The following is a 14,382-nucleotide window of genomic DNA, read 5'->3' on the forward strand; positions in this document are numbered from 1 at the left end:
GCCGGTGGGGCGGAAGGCTGGGCCTGCGGCGCGGCGGCGAGGAGGAGGACGAGGAGGGCGCTGGGGGTGGCCATACTCAGGAGCGGCAGGACTTTCCGGGGGGCGTGTGGCAAACACACCCCCCGGCCTCTGCGCGCGGTCAAGATGTAATTGACAACCGTTGTTGAATGCAATCATCTATTACGCCCATGACCCTTGCAGAGCAAGTGGCATCCACGCGACGCGCTGTGTTCCGACTCCTGACCCTGAAGGTTGGAGAGCAAACGGACAGGCCGCTGATGCAGCTGCTCGTGCTGAAGTACGTGGGGCTCCTGGGCATCCACAGCCAGGCGCTCATCGCGGAGCGGCTGCTCATTGACGCGCCCGCCGTGAGCCGGCTGGTGGATCGCCTGGAGGAGGATGGGCTGGTGGAGCGCCACGCGGGGGAGAACCGCCGCTGTGTGCGCCTTCAGATCACCGACGCGGGCCGCACGGAGCTCCAGGCCCTGGTGTCCGCCGCCGAGTGGGTGGACACGGAGGCCAAGTCACACCTGGCGCCCGAGGAGTTCGCGGAGCTCTTGCGCCTGCTGGAGAAGCTCCAGGCGGGGTTGCTCCAGGGACTGGGCGCGGACGGAGCGGCGGCGCCGCGCAAGGACGACCACGGGTGACGACAGGTCGGCAGGGGTTCGTGACCCACTGCCGCCCGTCGCCACCCGCGTTGCTTCCGGGGGGAACTCAGCCGGGGCCCGCTAGCGGTGGCGTGGAATGTTGCGCGACACGTGCAGGGCCCAGGCTTCCGCCGAGTCCAGCTCCGCGCGCGCGCTGGCAAAGCGGTCCAGGCTCTCGTCGCTGCCGTCGTTGGCGAAGATGGCGTCGTGCAGCTCCTTCTGCGCCCGCGTCAGCCGGAGGCTCGTCTGCAGCCACAGCCGCGCCGCCATGCGCGGCGTGATGACCACCTGCGCTGGGTCCCACACCTCCAGTGCGGCGAAGTCAGCGGAAGACAGCTCTTCGTACCCGGGGGCCTGCTCGGTTTGTGCGTTCATGCCCGGATGTTCGCCACGGTCTCCAGGCAGGGCATCCGGGCCACATGGGCAGGCGACCGGCCACTGGTGAGCAGTCGCCGACAGTTCATTCATCCCGGGGGGTGCATACATTTCATGATTTGCTGGGAAACTACATTCGCTGGGAGTGTGCGAATGCCGCCCGGACTGCACCTGTAGGGGGAATGGGCTCCCCTCTTCTAGAATCGTCCGCTCCAACCGTGCCGTGAGAGGGATTCCCCTGGATCTGAACACCCTGAACAAACTGCTCACCGTCGGAGTCCAGAACGGGGCTTCGGACATCCACTTCCGGCCGGGGGATCCCCCCATCTACCGGGTGAACGGGGTGCTGCGGCCGTTGAAGATGGAGAAGCTGCAGGCGGACCACACGAAGCAGGTGGCGCTGCACGTGATGAATGATCCGCTGATGAAGGCGCAGGTGGACAGCGTGCAGGAGTGCGACGCGTCCTACAGCCTGCCGGGGGTGGCGCGCTTCCGCGTCAACATCTACCGGCAGCGGGGCTCGCTGGCGTGCATCCTGCGCATCATCCCGGATGAGATCCCCAGCATCGACGGCATGGGGCTGCCGCAGGTGCTGAAGACGATTGCCGGCAACGAGCGCGGGCTGGTGCTGGTGACGGGGGCGACGGGGTCCGGCAAGAGCTCCACGCTGGCGTCGATGATCAACCACATCAACCACACGGAGAGCCTGCACATCCTCACCATCGAGGACCCCATCGAGTTCATCTACCGCAACGTGAAGTCCTCCATCTCCCAGCGGGAGATTGGCCCGGACACGCAGAACTTCGCCATCGCGCTGCGAGCGGCGCTGCGGCAGGACCCGGACGTCATCCTGGTGGGCGAGATGCGCGACACGGAGACCATCGACATCGCGCTGAAGGCGGCGGAGACGGGGCACCTGGTGCTGTCCACGGTGCACACCACGGACGCGTCGCGCACCATCAACCGCCTGGTGTCGGTGTTCCCCGCTGAGGAGCAGACCATGGTGCGCATGCGCCTGGCGGACTGCCTCAAGGCGACCATCTCCCAGCGCCTGCTGCCGCGCGCCACCGGCAAGGGGCGCACCGTGGCGCTGGAGATCATGGTGCAGACGAAGACGGTGGAGCAGTACATCCGCGACGACCGCGCCAGCGAATTGAAGGACGTCATCGAGAAGGGCCGCGACATGTTCGGCATGCAGTCCTTCGACCAGCACCTGACGCAGCTGTACCGCGCCGGGGACATCACGCTGGAGACGGCGCAGAGCGCGGCCTCCAACCCGGCGGACTTCCAGCGCGCGCTGGAATTCGACTGACAGCGCGCGCCGGAACCGGGGTCAGGCCTTCTTCGCGGACGGCTTGTTGATGTTCGCGAAGAAGTCGTTGCCCTTGTCGTCCACGATGATGAAGGCCGGGAAGTCGACCACGTCGATCTTCCACACGGCCTCCATGCCCAGCTCCTCGTACTCCAGCACCTCCACCTTCTTGATGCAGTCCTGCGCGAGCCGCGCCGCGGGACCGCCGATGGAGCCCAGGTAGAAGCCGCCGTGCTTCTTGCACGCCTCGGTGACGGCCGGGGAGCGGTTGCCCTTGGCGAGCATCACGAAGCTGCCGCCCTCCGCCTGGAACTGATCCACGTACGCGTCCATGCGGCCCGCGGTGGTGGGGCCGAAGGAGCCGGACGCGTAGCCCTCGGGCGTCTTCGCCGGGCCCGCGTAGTAGACCATGTGGTCCTTGAGGTACTGCGGCATGCCTTCACCGCGGTCCAGGCGCTCCTTGATCTTCGCGTGCGCGATGTCGCGCGCCACCACCAGCGAGCCCGACAGCGACAGGCGCGTCTTGATGGGGTAGCGCGACAGCTCCGCGCGCAGGTCGCTCATGGGGCGGTTCAGGTCCAGCTGCACCACGTCGCCGGACAGGTCCGTGTCCTTCGCCTCCGGCAGGTACTTCGCCGGGTCGGTCTCCAGCGCCTCCAGGAAGACGCCGTCACGGGTGATTTTTCCCAGGGCCTGCCGGTCCGCGGAGCACGACACGGCGATGGCCACCGGGCAGGACGCGCCGTGGCGCGGCAGGCGGATGACGCGCACGTCGTGGCAGAAGTACTTGCCGCCGAACTGCGCGCCAATGCCGGTGCGCTGGGTGAGCTTCAGCACCTCCTGCTCCAGCGCGACGTCGCGGAAGCCGCGGCCCAGCGCGTTGCCCTCGGTGGGCAGCGAGTCCAGGTAGCGCGCGGAGGCGTACTTGGCCGTCTTCAGCGCGAACTCCGCGGACGTGCCGCCCACCACGATGGCCAGGTGGTACGGCGGGCACGCGGCGGTGCCCAGCGAGCGGATCTTCGTCTCCAGGAACGCGAGCAGGCTCTGCGGGTTGAGGACCGCCTTGGTCTCCTGGAAGAGGTAGCTCTTGTTGGCGGAGCCGCCGCCCTTGGCCATGAAGAGGAACTTGTAGGCGTCGCCGTCGGTCGCGTAGAGCTCGATCTGCGCGGGCAGGTTGTTGCCCGTGTTGACCTCCCGGTACATATCCAGGGCCGCCATCTGCGAATAGCGCAGGTTCGACGTGAGGTACGTGTCGAACACGCCGCGTGAGATGGCCGCCTCGTCGCCGCCCCGGGTGAGGACGTACTGGCCCTTCTTGCCCATCACGATGGCGGTGCCGGTGTCCTGGCAGGAGGGCAGCACGCCGCCCGCGGCGATGTTCGCGTTCTTGAGCAGCTCCAGCGCCACGAACCGGTCGTTGGCCGACGCCTCCGGGTCCTGGAGGATGTTCGCCAGCTGTCGCAGGTGCCCGGGGCGCAAGAGGTGCGAGATGTCCCGCATGGCCTCGCGCGTGAGCAGCGTGAGCGCCTCCGGCTCCACCTGGAGGAAGCTGCGTCCGGCCGCCTCGAACACGGAGACGTGCTCCTTCGTGAGCAGCCGGTAGGGCGTCTCGTCCTTGCCGAGCGGCAGCATGTCCTGGAACTGGAAGTCACTCATCGCGGTGGGTCTCCAAGAAGGGAGGGGGTGGCGGGTGCTTGGACCTGGGCGGCGGACGCTAGGGGCTGTCCCTGATTAACGCAGCCAGAGAAGCATGGAGGCGACGTGCAGGGCGGCGAGGTAGCAGGTCGCCGTCTTGTCGTAGCGGGTGGCAACGGCGCGAAAGCGCTTGAGGTCGTGGAAGAAGCACTCCACGCGGTAGCGCATCCGGTAGAGGGAGCGGTCCAGCGGTGGCGGCTGCTTGCGGCTGGGGTGGGGATGAATGACGGGATTCATCCCCAGCTTGCGAGCGTTGGAGCGAATGCGGTCGGCGTCGTAGCCCGTGTCCGCGATGAAGGCGTTGCCTTCGGCGTGCACCAGCAACTCCTCGGCCATCGTGGACTCATGCTGCTGGCCGGGCGTCAGCGCGAGGTGGAGCGGCTTACCGCCCGTCGTTGTGACGGCGTGAACCTTCGTTGAAAAACCTCCTCGAGAACGCCCCAGAGCATTGCTTCGGATCCCCCTTTTCCGACCGAGGCGTCCTGGTGCGCTCGGACGACGGAGGCATCCGCGAGGGAGCCGCGCTCATCGACTTCAAGCCGCAAGGCTTTGAAGATGGCTTCCCATCTCCCAGCCTGCGCCCAACGGTGGAAGCGGTTGTAGACCGTCTTCCAGTGGCCGAATCGCTCGGGCAGGTCCCGCCACTGCACGCCCGTCTTCACTCGCCAGATGACGGCGTTGATGAAGTCGCGGTCCCCACGCTTCGAGGGAGGACCGCTGCGCGAGCCCAGCAAGGGCTCAATGCGGATCCACTCGGCATCGCTCAGCTCATGTCGGCGCACAGCCAGCGTTGATCATGTCTGACGCTGGCTGGCAACCTCCTCATGCCCCCCCCGAAGCCAGGTCCAACCCCGATGTTCGATCCGGTAGGTTGAATTTTTGGACCAGAGATCAGGGACAGCCCCTAGGAAGCCTCGGAAGCCGTGCGCGGAGAAGTCCGCGCCGCCCGGGGCTCTGGCACACTCACGACGTGACGTACTCAGCTGCCTGTACGCCCCGGGGGCGCCCAGGCTGGCTGGCGCTTCACCTCGGCCACGTCGATGCCGTCCAGCAGCATCGCCAGCTGCGTGGCGTCCAGCGTCACCGCCTTCGCCTCATCCTCCACCCGCGGCAGCCGGAATCTTCCCGTCTCCAGCCGCTTGTAGAGCAGCACGAAGCCTCCCCGGCTCCACGTCAGCACCTTGATGCGGTCTCCCCGCCTGGAGACGAAGGCGAAGAGGTGCCCCGAGTAGACGTCGTCGTCCCACGCCGTGCGCACAAGCGCCATGAGGCCATCGATCGACTTGCGCATGTCCACCGGCTCCGTGGCCAGTACCACGCGCACCGACGCAGGAAGCGTGAACACCGCCTCACCGTCCCAGCGCCGCGACGAGACGCGCGACGTACGCCACGTCGGTGCCCACGGCGAAGCGCACCCGGGCGCCGCTCGCGGTCGCTACCTCCAGCACCGGCTCCGTCGCCGGGGGCGCCGTCGCCACCTGCACTGGCAACAGTCGCACCGGCTCACCTCGCGCCGTCGCGGCCCGCCGGCTCCGGTACACACACGACTGCAACGTGCTCAGCCTCAGGCCCCGCGCCAACGCGAACTCCCGCTGCGTCAATCCGCTGGCCTCGAACGCTTCCGCGACCTGCGCCCACTCTGGCGTCTCCACCTGCTTCGCCATGCCTGCCAGCGTCCGCCGCGTCCTGCTACTCCAGCAATCCCTCACGGCACGTCGTTGGCCGGACGGTTACGGCCATTGTCGTTGTTCCCCCAGGCCCAGACGGTGCCGTCCTGCTTCACGGCGAGCGAGTGGTGGGTGCCAGCGGCGAGGGCCGCGACGCCCGTCAGGCCCGGCACCTGCACGGGCTGGTTGAGAAAGTGGTCGAGGATGGCTCCGCCTGCTGGGAAACGCCGCGCACGCAAAGTCCCCGAATGGTCGCCATCTATAGTCGACTCTCGCAGTCGACGATGCCACGAACGATTAGTGCCCAGGACGCGCCGCCAGCGAGTCCGAGGAGGCCCAGTCCGACGACCTCGCCGACAGCCTTGGTAAAGATCTTCAGGACGACCGAGCTGCTAAAGCTGATGACAAGAGTTACGAGCGCGCGATCCGCATCGCTCAGGCCACGCCACCAGGCAAGGAACTGACTTATTCCGTCAGAGCCGATCTTGTTCAGGTCTGCGATGACTTGATCGACAGTGGAACCAACCCGCAATGCGTAACATTCTGCAAAGTCTTCCATGGACATGACGTTCTTCTCCTGATGGGGTCAAGCAATACCCGTGTCGGCCAGTTCAAGGCATTCCTGGGCAGCGAGCAACATTTCGCTGAGGCGCTTGCCGGATGCTGTGTCGAAAGCTTCGAGAACCCCAGGTATACCGGGAGCGACATTGATCTCCGGCGAACCGAGGACGAAGCAGACAGGGGCCTCTGCGCTGCCCTCATCGAAGCCTTCTCGTACGCACGTGTCGAGACCAGCGAGCCAAGTCTGGATGCTATTCAGCGACTGATCCACGATGTCGCGCTCTGGAACGGCGCTGGGAGTTAGTGGAATGCCGCGATCGGACATCAGGGAGGCAAAGCTATCTGCAAATGGCACGAGGTTGCTCCGAAAGTTGAAATGGGCTGTTGGGCTGGACGCCCCTGCGCTCAGGCTCAGGACAGCGACGGTCCGGATTGGGAGATTGCGGAACACTTCGACAGATGAACGCGAGGATCGTGATCTCGGGGTCGACCGAATTGAGCGCGGTCAAGACCCGGTTACTTTATGATCTCGATTCTGATGACCGATAGGGGTTCCACCGGAACGCCTGGGGCCGGGAACTGGGATTTGATTCTTGACGTACCTGGCCCGTCGGCAGAATCCCTTCTAATAACCTCGGGCTTGACGCCGCTGCGAGTGATTAGAAAGAAGAAGTTGCCCAGAGTTCTAGGGTCGAATCCCAGTCCATTCAACGAACCTCCGAGGAAATTGAGGCAATGGTCGACTCCCTCCATCGCGACGCACGCAAGCAGGCTGATGATCGGTTCGGCCATTAAGCCTACAAGATTGGGCATCGCGTTGGCGGGCGGCGGGGCGACGTCGACCCCCGCCTTGAGACGCGGCTTCTCGGCCTCGAATCTTCCAGCGTCAAACTTGGTGAAACGACACTGCTTGGCGTCGCGCGTGCAGGCCACCGCCTGCTGCTGCATCGTGTTGATGACCGAGATGATCTCCAGGCGAGCCCTGTCCGTCTTGTTTAGATCCACAGCGGTCCCGTCGCCGTTTTCAAAGTCGGCCGGGTGTTTCAAAATGAAGGAGTAGTCATCCCGCAGTTCGAGGAACTCGAATCGCCTCCGCATGAGATCCGCCAAAACATCCTGTTGATTCGAAATCTCAATGAAGTTGAACTTGTCGTTCGGCCTCCTCAGGGCCGTGTAGCTCTGGAGTGATACGGCGAACGGGAACGCGTTCGGTCCGCTGACCGCGATGGGGAAGCCCTTCGCGGTCTTCATGATGTCATCCCGATCGAGGTCGGCTTCAGAGATCGCTCCCTGCCGGAAGACGTTAACGCTTACCGCCAGGTGGGTGGTGCTCTTTGACTTGGCTTCGTGTATTTTTGTGGAAAGCTCGAACGATGTAATGGCGCCGTCGAACGCGGCATTGACATCTCCCGAGAGGCTTTGCCGTTCTTGTTTCGACGTGCTGGTCAACTGATAGATTGCGAAATATTCGCCGCCCGTCTTCAGGCCATGAATATAGCAGTCACCGAAGCGCTCCCTGAACCGGGTCGGATTGTTGTTGGTCAATAGTTCTTCGGCATCCTGCGTGAATACGGGTTCGTCGAAGCTCTTGCTCGTGTTCTCGACGCTGACCCGCACCACGACATACGTGGAGAAGTTTGAGAAGTCGCATTCATTGGCGAACTTCACCTTTGCGTTGCCGGACAAGGGCCCGCTGGAACCAGATGCGGCGACATCAATACCAAGCTGCTCGTGTAGCGTCGTCACATCCTCAATGGTTATGCAGTTGGACTTGACCAGTTGGCCGCCAGCGTGCGTCAGTTCGGAAACTGCGCCCGTGACGGCTGGCGACGCCAAGACTTCACCGGTCAAGCGGTTGAACCCCTTGCCGAATTTCATGCCGTCCTCGAACGGAATCTCATTGCTCGCCATCGTTCATCCCTTCTCTCCGGGACACAGGCCGGCCTCCTCCCCCATCGCGGGCGCTTTTCCGCGTGAGCCCCCCTGTCGCCCTGCGCCCAGTTACCGGGCGTGGTTCAGATAATGGGGACGGCGCGAGCGCCCGGCAATCCGCCCGAGCGACAGGTTCTCGTCGATAGGGTGAACAAACGCGGGTCGGCGCAATAGCGCTGTTTCGGCCCGAGGAAAGGGCCCGGTGGGAGGTGTCCCGCTGGTCGTGGTCCAGCGCATCCTGGGTCACTCGTCGCCGACTGTGACCGCAGCGACCTACGCCCAGTCCCCTCGACTTTCTCAGGGCTCAGGTGCTTCTGCTAGCGCGACCAGCCCTCCCGATTCAGGAAGGCCATGACGCCATCCAGGACCTCCTGCCGGATCTCGCGCACTCGCTCCATGGTCTTGCCCTTTGGGTCCTCCAGGGGCCAATCGTCTCGGCGGGCCCCAGGCACAACAGGGCAGGGTAGCCGTCCGGCCAACGACGTGCCGGATCGCTTGAATGCGGACGGGTATCGTACTCGGCGCGGGCCGTGACGCATTGAGACCCGAGGCGCAGAGGATGCGCAGCTTCGGGAATCGGCGATGGCGCGCAGCTGCTTCCACTCGTGCGGCAGCAGCTCTCCGATGCAAGCGTTCGGGTGCGTTTGGACGCGCAGCAGCACGTCGGCGAGGTACGCCACCAGCGAGGTTCGGTGTCCATGTCACCGCGGCGAACGAGGACCTCGTCCACTGGCTCCACCCCCGCTGGCCGGCCCTCAACCTGCAGAACTGCACGTTTCTCCGCGGCCCGACCGTCGAGGAGGTCCTGCCGTGAAGAAGCGCCCGGCCGTCTCCCTCGTGGACCCCAGTCTCGCCCTCCGGCAGATCCTGCCTCTCGCGCGTGCCTTTGACACCGCCCGGCGCAAGGAGCACGCGCAGTTCTTGAAGTGGGACGCCTCCGATGGCCGCCTCAACTCGCGGGCTCATCGCGCCGCCGTGGCTGCCCAAGACAACCTGATACGTTGCCGTCGAGCGCTAGCTGATGCGACCTATCGGGTTCTCATCCGAGGCCACGCCGCCGACTGCACCTGCAACACGTGCTCTCACGAGCACGACCTCGTTGGGGAGCGCTTCCCGCCTGTTCCCCCAGCACCGCGGAAGCGCCAGGGGGCTTCGACTGGTACTCACGTCGGCCAGCGTCTACCCCCTTCGGGGTATCCCTCGCCGCTCCCGCGTCTGCTCGCATCCGGACGGTCACCGCGTGGGCTGGGTGCCAGCCCTAGGGGCTGTCCCTGATCTCTGGTCCAAAAATTCAACCTACCGGATCGAACATCGGGGTTGGACCTGGCTTCGGGGGGCATGAGGAGGTTGCCAGCCAGCGTCAGACATGATCAACGCTGGCTGTGCGCCGACATGAGCTGAGCGATGCCGAGTGAATCCGCATTGAGCCCTTGCTGGGCTCGCGCAGCGGTCCTCCCTCGAAGCGTGGGGACCGCGACTTCATCAACGCCGTCATCTGGCGAGTGAAGACGGGCGTGCAGTGGCGGGACCTGCCCGAGCGATTCGGCCACTGGAAGACGGTCTACAACCGCTTCCACCGTTGGGCGCAGGCTGGGAGATGGGAAGCCATCTTCAAAGCCTTGCGGCTTGAAGTCGATGAGCGCGGCTCCCTCGCGGATGCCTCCGTCGTCCGAGCGCACCAGGACGCCTCGGTCGGAAAAGGGGGATCCGAAGCAATGCTCTGGGGCGTTCTCGAGGAGGTTTTTCAACGAAGGTTCACGCCGTCACAACGACGGGCGGTAAGCCGCTCCACCTCGCGCTGACGCCCGGCCAGCAGCATGAGTCCACGATGGCCGAGGAGTTGCTGGTGCACGCCGAAGGCAACGCCTTCATCGCGGACACGGGCTACGACGCCGACCGCATTCGCTCCAACGCTCGCAAGCTGGGGATGAATCCCGTCATTCATCCCCACCCCAGCCGCAAGCAGCCGCCACCGCTGGACCGCTCCCTCTACCGGGTGCGCTACCGCGTGGAGTGCTTCTTCCACGACCTCAAGCGCTTTCGCGCCGTTGCCACCCGCTACGACAAGACGGCGACCTGCTACCTCGCCGCCCTGCACGTCGCCTCCATGCTTCTCTGGCTGCGTTAATCAGGGACAGCCCCTAGAGTCCGCCGCCCAGGTCCAAGCACCCGCCACCCCCTCCCTTCTTGGAGACCCACCGCGATGAGTGACTTCCAGTTCCAGGACATGCTGCCGCTCGGCAAGGACGAGACGCCCTACCGGCTGCTCACGAAGGAGCACGTCTCCGTGTTCGAGGCGGCCGGACGCAGCTTCCTCCAGGTGGAGCCGGAGGCGCTCACGCTGCTCACGCGCGAGGCCATGCGGGACATCTCGCACCTCTTGCGCCCCGGGCACCTGCGACAGCTGGCGAACATCCTCCAGGACCCGGAGGCGTCGGCCAACGACCGGTTCGTGGCGCTGGAGCTGCTCAAGAACGCGAACATCGCCGCGGGCGGCGTGCTGCCCTCCTGCCAGGACACCGGCACCGCCATCGTGATGGGCAAGAAGGGCCAGTACGTCCTCACCCGGGGCGGCGACGAGGCGGCCATCTCACGCGGCGTGTTCGACACGTACCTCACGTCGAACCTGCGCTATTCGCAGATGGCGGCCCTGGATATGTACCGGGAGGTCAACACGGGCAACAACCTGCCCGCGCAGATCGAGCTCTACGCGACCGACGGCGACGCCTACAAGTTCCTCTTCATGGCCAAGGGCGGCGGCTCCGCCAACAAGAGCTACCTCTTCCAGGAGACCAAGGCGGTCCTCAACCCGCAGAGCCTGCTCGCGTTCCTGGAGACGAAGATCCGCTCGCTGGGCACCGCCGCGTGCCCGCCGTACCACCTGGCCATCGTGGTGGGCGGCACGTCCGCGGAGTTCGCGCTGAAGACGGCCAAGTACGCCTCCGCGCGCTACCTGGACTCGCTGCCCACCGAGGGCAACGCGCTGGGCCGCGGCTTCCGCGACGTCGCGCTGGAGCAGGAGGTGCTGAAGCTCACCCAGCGCACCGGCATTGGCGCGCAGTTCGGCGGCAAGTACTTCTGCCACGACGTGCGCGTCATCCGCCTGCCGCGCCACGGCGCGTCCTGCCCGGTGGCCATCGCCGTGTCGTGCTCCGCGGACCGGCAGGCCCTGGGAAAAATCACCCGTGACGGCGTCTTCCTGGAGGCGCTGGAGACCGACCCGGCGAAGTACCTGCCGGAGGCGAAGGACACGGACCTGTCCGGCGACGTGGTGCAGCTGGACCTGAACCGCCCCATGAGCGACCTGCGCGCGGAGCTGTCGCGCTACCCCATCAAGACGCGCCTGTCGCTGTCGGGCTCGCTGGTGGTGGCGCGCGACATCGCGCACGCGAAGATCAAGGAGCGCCTGGACCGCGGTGAAGGCATGCCGCAGTACCTCAAGGACCACATGGTCTACTACGCGGGCCCGGCGAAGACGCCCGAGGGCTACGCGTCCGGCTCCTTCGGCCCCACCACCGCGGGCCGCATGGACGCGTACGTGGATCAGTTCCAGGCGGAGGGCGGCAGCTTCGTGATGCTCGCCAAGGGCAACCGCTCCCCGGCCGTCACCGAGGCGTGCAAGAAGCACGGCGGCTTCTACCTGGGCTCCATCGGCGGTCCCGCGGCGCGGCTCGCGCAGGACTGCATCAAGAAGGTGGAGGTGCTGGAGTACGAGGAGCTGGGCATGGAGGCCGTGTGGAAGATCGACGTGGTCGACTTCCCGGCCTTCATCATCGTGGACGACAAGGGCAACGACTTCTTCGCGAACATCAACAAGCCGTCCGCGAAGAAGGCCTGACCCCGGTTCCGGCGCGCGCTGTCAGTCGAATTCCAGCGCGCGCTGGAAGTCCGCCGGGTTGGAGGCCGCGCTCTGCGCCGTCTCCAGCGTGATGTCCCCGGCGCGGTACAGCTGCGTCAGGTGCTGGTCGAAGGACTGCATGCCGAACATGTCGCGGCCCTTCTCGATGACGTCCTTCAATTCGCTGGCGCGGTCGTCGCGGATGTACTGCTCCACCGTCTTCGTCTGCACCATGATCTCCAGCGCCACGGTGCGCCCCTTGCCGGTGGCGCGCGGCAGCAGGCGCTGGGAGATGGTCGCCTTGAGGCAGTCCGCCAGGCGCATGCGCACCATGGTCTGCTCCTCAGCGGGGAACACCGACACCAGGCGGTTGATGGTGCGCGACGCGTCCGTGGTGTGCACCGTGGACAGCACCAGGTGCCCCGTCTCCGCCGCCTTCAGCGCGATGTCGATGGTCTCCGTGTCGCGCATCTCGCCCACCAGGATGACGTCCGGGTCCTGCCGCAGCGCCGCTCGCAGCGCGATGGCGAAGTTCTGCGTGTCCGGGCCAATCTCCCGCTGGGAGATGGAGGACTTCACGTTGCGGTAGATGAACTCGATGGGGTCCTCGATGGTGAGGATGTGCAGGCTCTCCGTGTGGTTGATGTGGTTGATCATCGACGCCAGCGTGGAGCTCTTGCCGGACCCCGTCGCCCCCGTCACCAGCACCAGCCCGCGCTCGTTGCCGGCAATCGTCTTCAGCACCTGCGGCAGCCCCATGCCGTCGATGCTGGGGATCTCATCCGGGATGATGCGCAGGATGCACGCCAGCGAGCCCCGCTGCCGGTAGATGTTGACGCGGAAGCGCGCCACCCCCGGCAGGCTGTAGGACGCGTCGCACTCCTGCACGCTGTCCACCTGCGCCTTCATCAGCGGATCATTCATCACGTGCAGCGCCACCTGCTTCGTGTGGTCCGCCTGCAGCTTCTCCATCTTCAACGGCCGCAGCACCCCGTTCACCCGGTAGATGGGGGGATCCCCCGGCCGGAAGTGGATGTCCGAAGCCCCGTTCTGGACTCCGACGGTGAGCAGTTTGTTCAGGGTGTTCAGATCCAGGGGAATCCCTCTCACGGCACGGTTGGAGCGGACGATTCTAGAAGAGGGGAGCCCATTCCCCCTACAGGTGCAGTCCGGGCGGCATTCGCACACTCCCAGCGAATGTAGTTTCCCAGCAAATCATGAAATGTATGCACCCCCCGGGATGAATGAACTGTCGGCGACTGCTCACCAGTGGCCGGTCGCCTGCCCATGTGGCCCGGATGCCCTGCCTGGAGACCGTGGCGAACATCCGGGCATGAACGCACAAACCGAGCAGGCCCCCGGGTACGAAGAGCTGTCTTCCGCTGACTTCGCCGCACTGGAGGTGTGGGACCCAGCGCAGGTGGTCATCACGCCGCGCATGGCGGCGCGGCTGTGGCTGCAGACGAGCCTCCGGCTGACGCGGGCGCAGAAGGAGCTGCACGACGCCATCTTCGCCAACGACGGCAGCGACGAGAGCCTGGACCGCTTTGCCAGCGCGCGCGCGGAGCTGGACTCGGCGGAAGCCTGGGCCCTGCACGTGTCGCGCAACATTCCACGCCACCGCTAGCGGGCCCCGGCTGAGTTCCCCCCGGAAGCAACGCGGGTGGCGACGGGCGGCAGTGGGTCACGAACCCCTGCCGACCTGTCGTCACCCGTGGTCGTCCTTGCGCGGCGCCGCCGCTCCGTCCGCGCCCAGTCCCTGGAGCAACCCCGCCTGGAGCTTCTCCAGCAGGCGCAAGAGCTCCGCGAACTCCTCGGGCGCCAGGTGTGACTTGGCCTCCGTGTCCACCCACTCGGCGGCGGACACCAGGGCCTGGAGCTCCGTGCGGCCCGCGTCGGTGATCTGAAGGCGCACACAGCGGCGGTTCTCCCCCGCGTGGCGCTCCACCAGCCCATCCTCCTCCAGGCGATCCACCAGCCGGCTCACGGCGGGCGCGTCAATGAGCAGCCGCTCCGCGATGAGCGCCTGGCTGTGGATGCCCAGGAGCCCCACGTACTTCAGCACGAGCAGCTGCATCAGCGGCCTGTCCGTTTGCTCTCCAACCTTCAGGGTCAGGAGTCGGAACACAGCGCGTCGCGTGGATGCCACTTGCTCTGCAAGGGTCATGGGCGTAATAGATGATTGCATTCAACAACGGTTGTCAATTACATCTTGACCGCGCGCAGAGGCCGGGGGGTGTGTTTGCCACACGCCCCCCGGAAAGTCCTGCCGCTCCTGAGTATGGCCACCCCCAGCGCCCTCCTCGTCCTCCTCCTCGCCGCCGCGCCGCAGGCCCAGCCTTCCGCCCCACCGGC

15 protein-coding genes and 2 pseudogenes are annotated in these 14,382 nt (G+C 65.9%); 6 read left to right on the plus strand and 11 right to left on the minus strand.

Translation table 11 applies throughout. The features are described from left to right. The first annotated feature begins 278 nt into the window (after positions 1–278). Positions 279–647, plus strand: a complete 369-nt coding sequence (locus D7V97_RS27215) for a MarR family winged helix-turn-helix transcriptional regulator (RefSeq protein ID WP_233583253.1) — start codon at positions 279–281, stop codon at positions 645–647. 81 nt (positions 648–728) lie between these two features. On the opposite strand, the gene D7V97_RS27220 is transcribed toward D7V97_RS27215, so the two are convergent. Next, a complete protein-coding gene (locus tag D7V97_RS27220; RefSeq protein WP_120613561.1) occupies positions 729–1,022 on the minus strand; it encodes a FruA-associating protein, FapA in 294 nt (97 codons plus the stop codon). Positions 1,023–1,245: 223 nt separating this feature from the next. On the opposite strand from D7V97_RS27220, the gene D7V97_RS27225 reads away from it, so the two are divergent. Then, on the plus strand, positions 1,246–2,334 hold the full coding sequence (locus D7V97_RS27225) for a type IV pilus twitching motility protein PilT (protein ID WP_120613562.1): 1,089 nt from the start codon (positions 1,246–1,248) through the stop codon (positions 2,332–2,334). Between the two features lie 21 nt (positions 2,335–2,355). Here the strand turns inward: D7V97_RS27225 and D7V97_RS27230 are convergent, their stop codons facing one another. The 8 genes and pseudogenes from D7V97_RS27230 to D7V97_RS27275 all read right to left on the minus strand — a co-directional run bounded on the left by D7V97_RS27230 (position 2,356) and on the right by D7V97_RS27275 (position 8,168). Beyond that, on the minus strand, positions 2,356–3,990 hold the full coding sequence (locus tag D7V97_RS27230) for a fumarate hydratase (protein WP_120613563.1): 1,635 nt from the start codon (positions 3,988–3,990) through the stop codon (positions 2,356–2,358). Positions 3,991–4,065: 75 nt separating this feature from the next. Continuing rightward, positions 4,066–4,784 (minus strand): annotated as a pseudogene (locus D7V97_RS46065) (IS5 family transposase); the annotation flags it as partial. 224 nt (positions 4,785–5,008) lie between these two features. Beyond that, positions 5,009–5,374: an IS66 family insertion sequence element accessory protein TnpB gene (gene tnpB / locus D7V97_RS27245; protein ID WP_199728954.1), complete on the minus strand. Its 366-nt coding sequence runs from the start codon at positions 5,372–5,374 to the stop codon at positions 5,009–5,011. A gap of 4 nt (positions 5,375–5,378) precedes the next feature. Continuing rightward, positions 5,379–5,693 (minus strand): hypothetical protein, encoded by a 315-nt coding sequence (locus D7V97_RS27255; RefSeq protein WP_120613568.1) that lies wholly within the window; start codon positions 5,691–5,693, stop codon positions 5,379–5,381. A gap of 68 nt (positions 5,694–5,761) precedes the next feature. After that, positions 5,762–5,878: pseudogene (locus tag D7V97_RS27260) on the minus strand (hypothetical protein); the annotation flags it as partial. A gap of 77 nt (positions 5,879–5,955) precedes the next feature. Further along, a complete protein-coding gene (locus D7V97_RS27265) occupies positions 5,956–6,261 on the minus strand; it encodes a hypothetical protein (RefSeq protein WP_120613569.1) in 306 nt (101 codons plus the stop codon). 21 nt (positions 6,262–6,282) lie between these two features. Beyond that, on the minus strand, positions 6,283–6,612 hold the full coding sequence (locus D7V97_RS44290) for a hypothetical protein (RefSeq protein ID WP_147444996.1): 330 nt from the start codon (positions 6,610–6,612) through the stop codon (positions 6,283–6,285). Positions 6,613–6,773: 161 nt separating this feature from the next. Beyond that, positions 6,774–8,168 carry a hypothetical protein gene (locus D7V97_RS27275; protein ID WP_120613571.1) on the minus strand — a complete coding sequence of 465 codons (1,395 nt, stop codon included), beginning with the start codon at positions 8,166–8,168 and terminating at the stop codon, positions 6,774–6,776. Positions 8,169–9,619: 1,451 nt separating this feature from the next. On the opposite strand from D7V97_RS27275, the gene D7V97_RS27285 reads away from it, so the two are divergent. From D7V97_RS27285 to D7V97_RS27295, 3 genes are all read left to right on the plus strand, one after another. Then, entirely contained in the window at positions 9,620–9,991 is a 372-nt protein-coding gene (locus D7V97_RS27285) for a transposase (protein ID WP_158623467.1), read from the plus strand. Continuing rightward, the gene (locus D7V97_RS27290) at positions 9,910–10,317 is read left to right on the plus strand and encodes an IS5 family transposase (protein WP_233583255.1); all 408 of its coding nucleotides are present in this window, start codon (positions 9,910–9,912) and stop codon (positions 10,315–10,317) included. The genes D7V97_RS27285 and D7V97_RS27290 overlap by 82 nt, the downstream gene beginning before the upstream one ends. A 75-nt stretch (positions 10,318–10,392) precedes the next feature. Next, the gene (locus D7V97_RS27295; RefSeq protein WP_120613563.1) at positions 10,393–12,027 is read left to right on the plus strand and encodes a fumarate hydratase; all 1,635 of its coding nucleotides are present in this window, start codon (positions 10,393–10,395) and stop codon (positions 12,025–12,027) included. 21 nt (positions 12,028–12,048) lie between these two features. On the opposite strand, the gene D7V97_RS27300 is transcribed toward D7V97_RS27295, so the two are convergent. Continuing rightward, complete coding sequence (locus D7V97_RS27300; protein ID WP_120613562.1) at positions 12,049–13,137, minus strand: type IV pilus twitching motility protein PilT; 1,089 nt, start codon at positions 13,135–13,137, stop codon at positions 12,049–12,051. A gap of 223 nt (positions 13,138–13,360) precedes the next feature. Between D7V97_RS27300 and D7V97_RS27305 the strand changes: the two genes are divergently transcribed. Beyond that, a complete protein-coding gene (locus D7V97_RS27305; protein WP_120613561.1) occupies positions 13,361–13,654 on the plus strand; it encodes a FruA-associating protein, FapA in 294 nt (97 codons plus the stop codon). 81 nt (positions 13,655–13,735) lie between these two features. Here D7V97_RS27305 and D7V97_RS27310 read toward each other — a convergent pair whose 3' ends face one another. Further along, positions 13,736–14,104 (minus strand): MarR family winged helix-turn-helix transcriptional regulator, encoded by a 369-nt coding sequence (locus tag D7V97_RS27310; protein WP_233583253.1) that lies wholly within the window; start codon positions 14,102–14,104, stop codon positions 13,736–13,738. Between the last annotated feature and the right edge of the window lie 278 nt (positions 14,105–14,382).

The organism is Corallococcus sp. CA053C (assembly GCF_003611675.1).
Lineage (GTDB): Bacteria > Myxococcota > Myxococcia > Myxococcales > Myxococcaceae > Corallococcus.

What these genes read in the sequence shown, in the direction of transcription:
- D7V97_RS27215 (WP_233583253.1), top strand. Translation starts at nt 279, where the DNA reads ATGCAGCTGCTCGTGCTGAAGTACGTGGGGCTCCTGGGCATCCACAGC.
- D7V97_RS27220 (WP_120613561.1), bottom strand. Translation starts at nt 1,022, where the DNA reads ATGAACGCACAAACCGAGCAGGCCCCCGGGTACGAAGAGCTGTCTTCC.
- D7V97_RS27230 (WP_120613563.1), bottom strand. Translation starts at nt 3,990, where the DNA reads ATGAGTGACTTCCAGTTCCAGGACATGCTGCCGCTCGGCAAGGACGAG.
- D7V97_RS27255 (WP_120613568.1), bottom strand. Translation starts at nt 5,693, where the DNA reads ATGGCGAAGCAGGTGGAGACGCCAGAGTGGGCGCAGGTCGCGGAAGCG.
- D7V97_RS27265 (WP_120613569.1), bottom strand. Translation starts at nt 6,261, where the DNA reads ATGTCCATGGAAGACTTTGCAGAATGTTACGCATTGCGGGTTGGTTCC.
- D7V97_RS27275 (WP_120613571.1), bottom strand. Translation starts at nt 8,168, where the DNA reads ATGGCGAGCAATGAGATTCCGTTCGAGGACGGCATGAAATTCGGCAAG.
- D7V97_RS27295 (WP_120613563.1), top strand. Translation starts at nt 10,393, where the DNA reads ATGAGTGACTTCCAGTTCCAGGACATGCTGCCGCTCGGCAAGGACGAG.
- D7V97_RS27305 (WP_120613561.1), top strand. Translation starts at nt 13,361, where the DNA reads ATGAACGCACAAACCGAGCAGGCCCCCGGGTACGAAGAGCTGTCTTCC.
- D7V97_RS27310 (WP_233583253.1), bottom strand. Translation starts at nt 14,104, where the DNA reads ATGCAGCTGCTCGTGCTGAAGTACGTGGGGCTCCTGGGCATCCACAGC.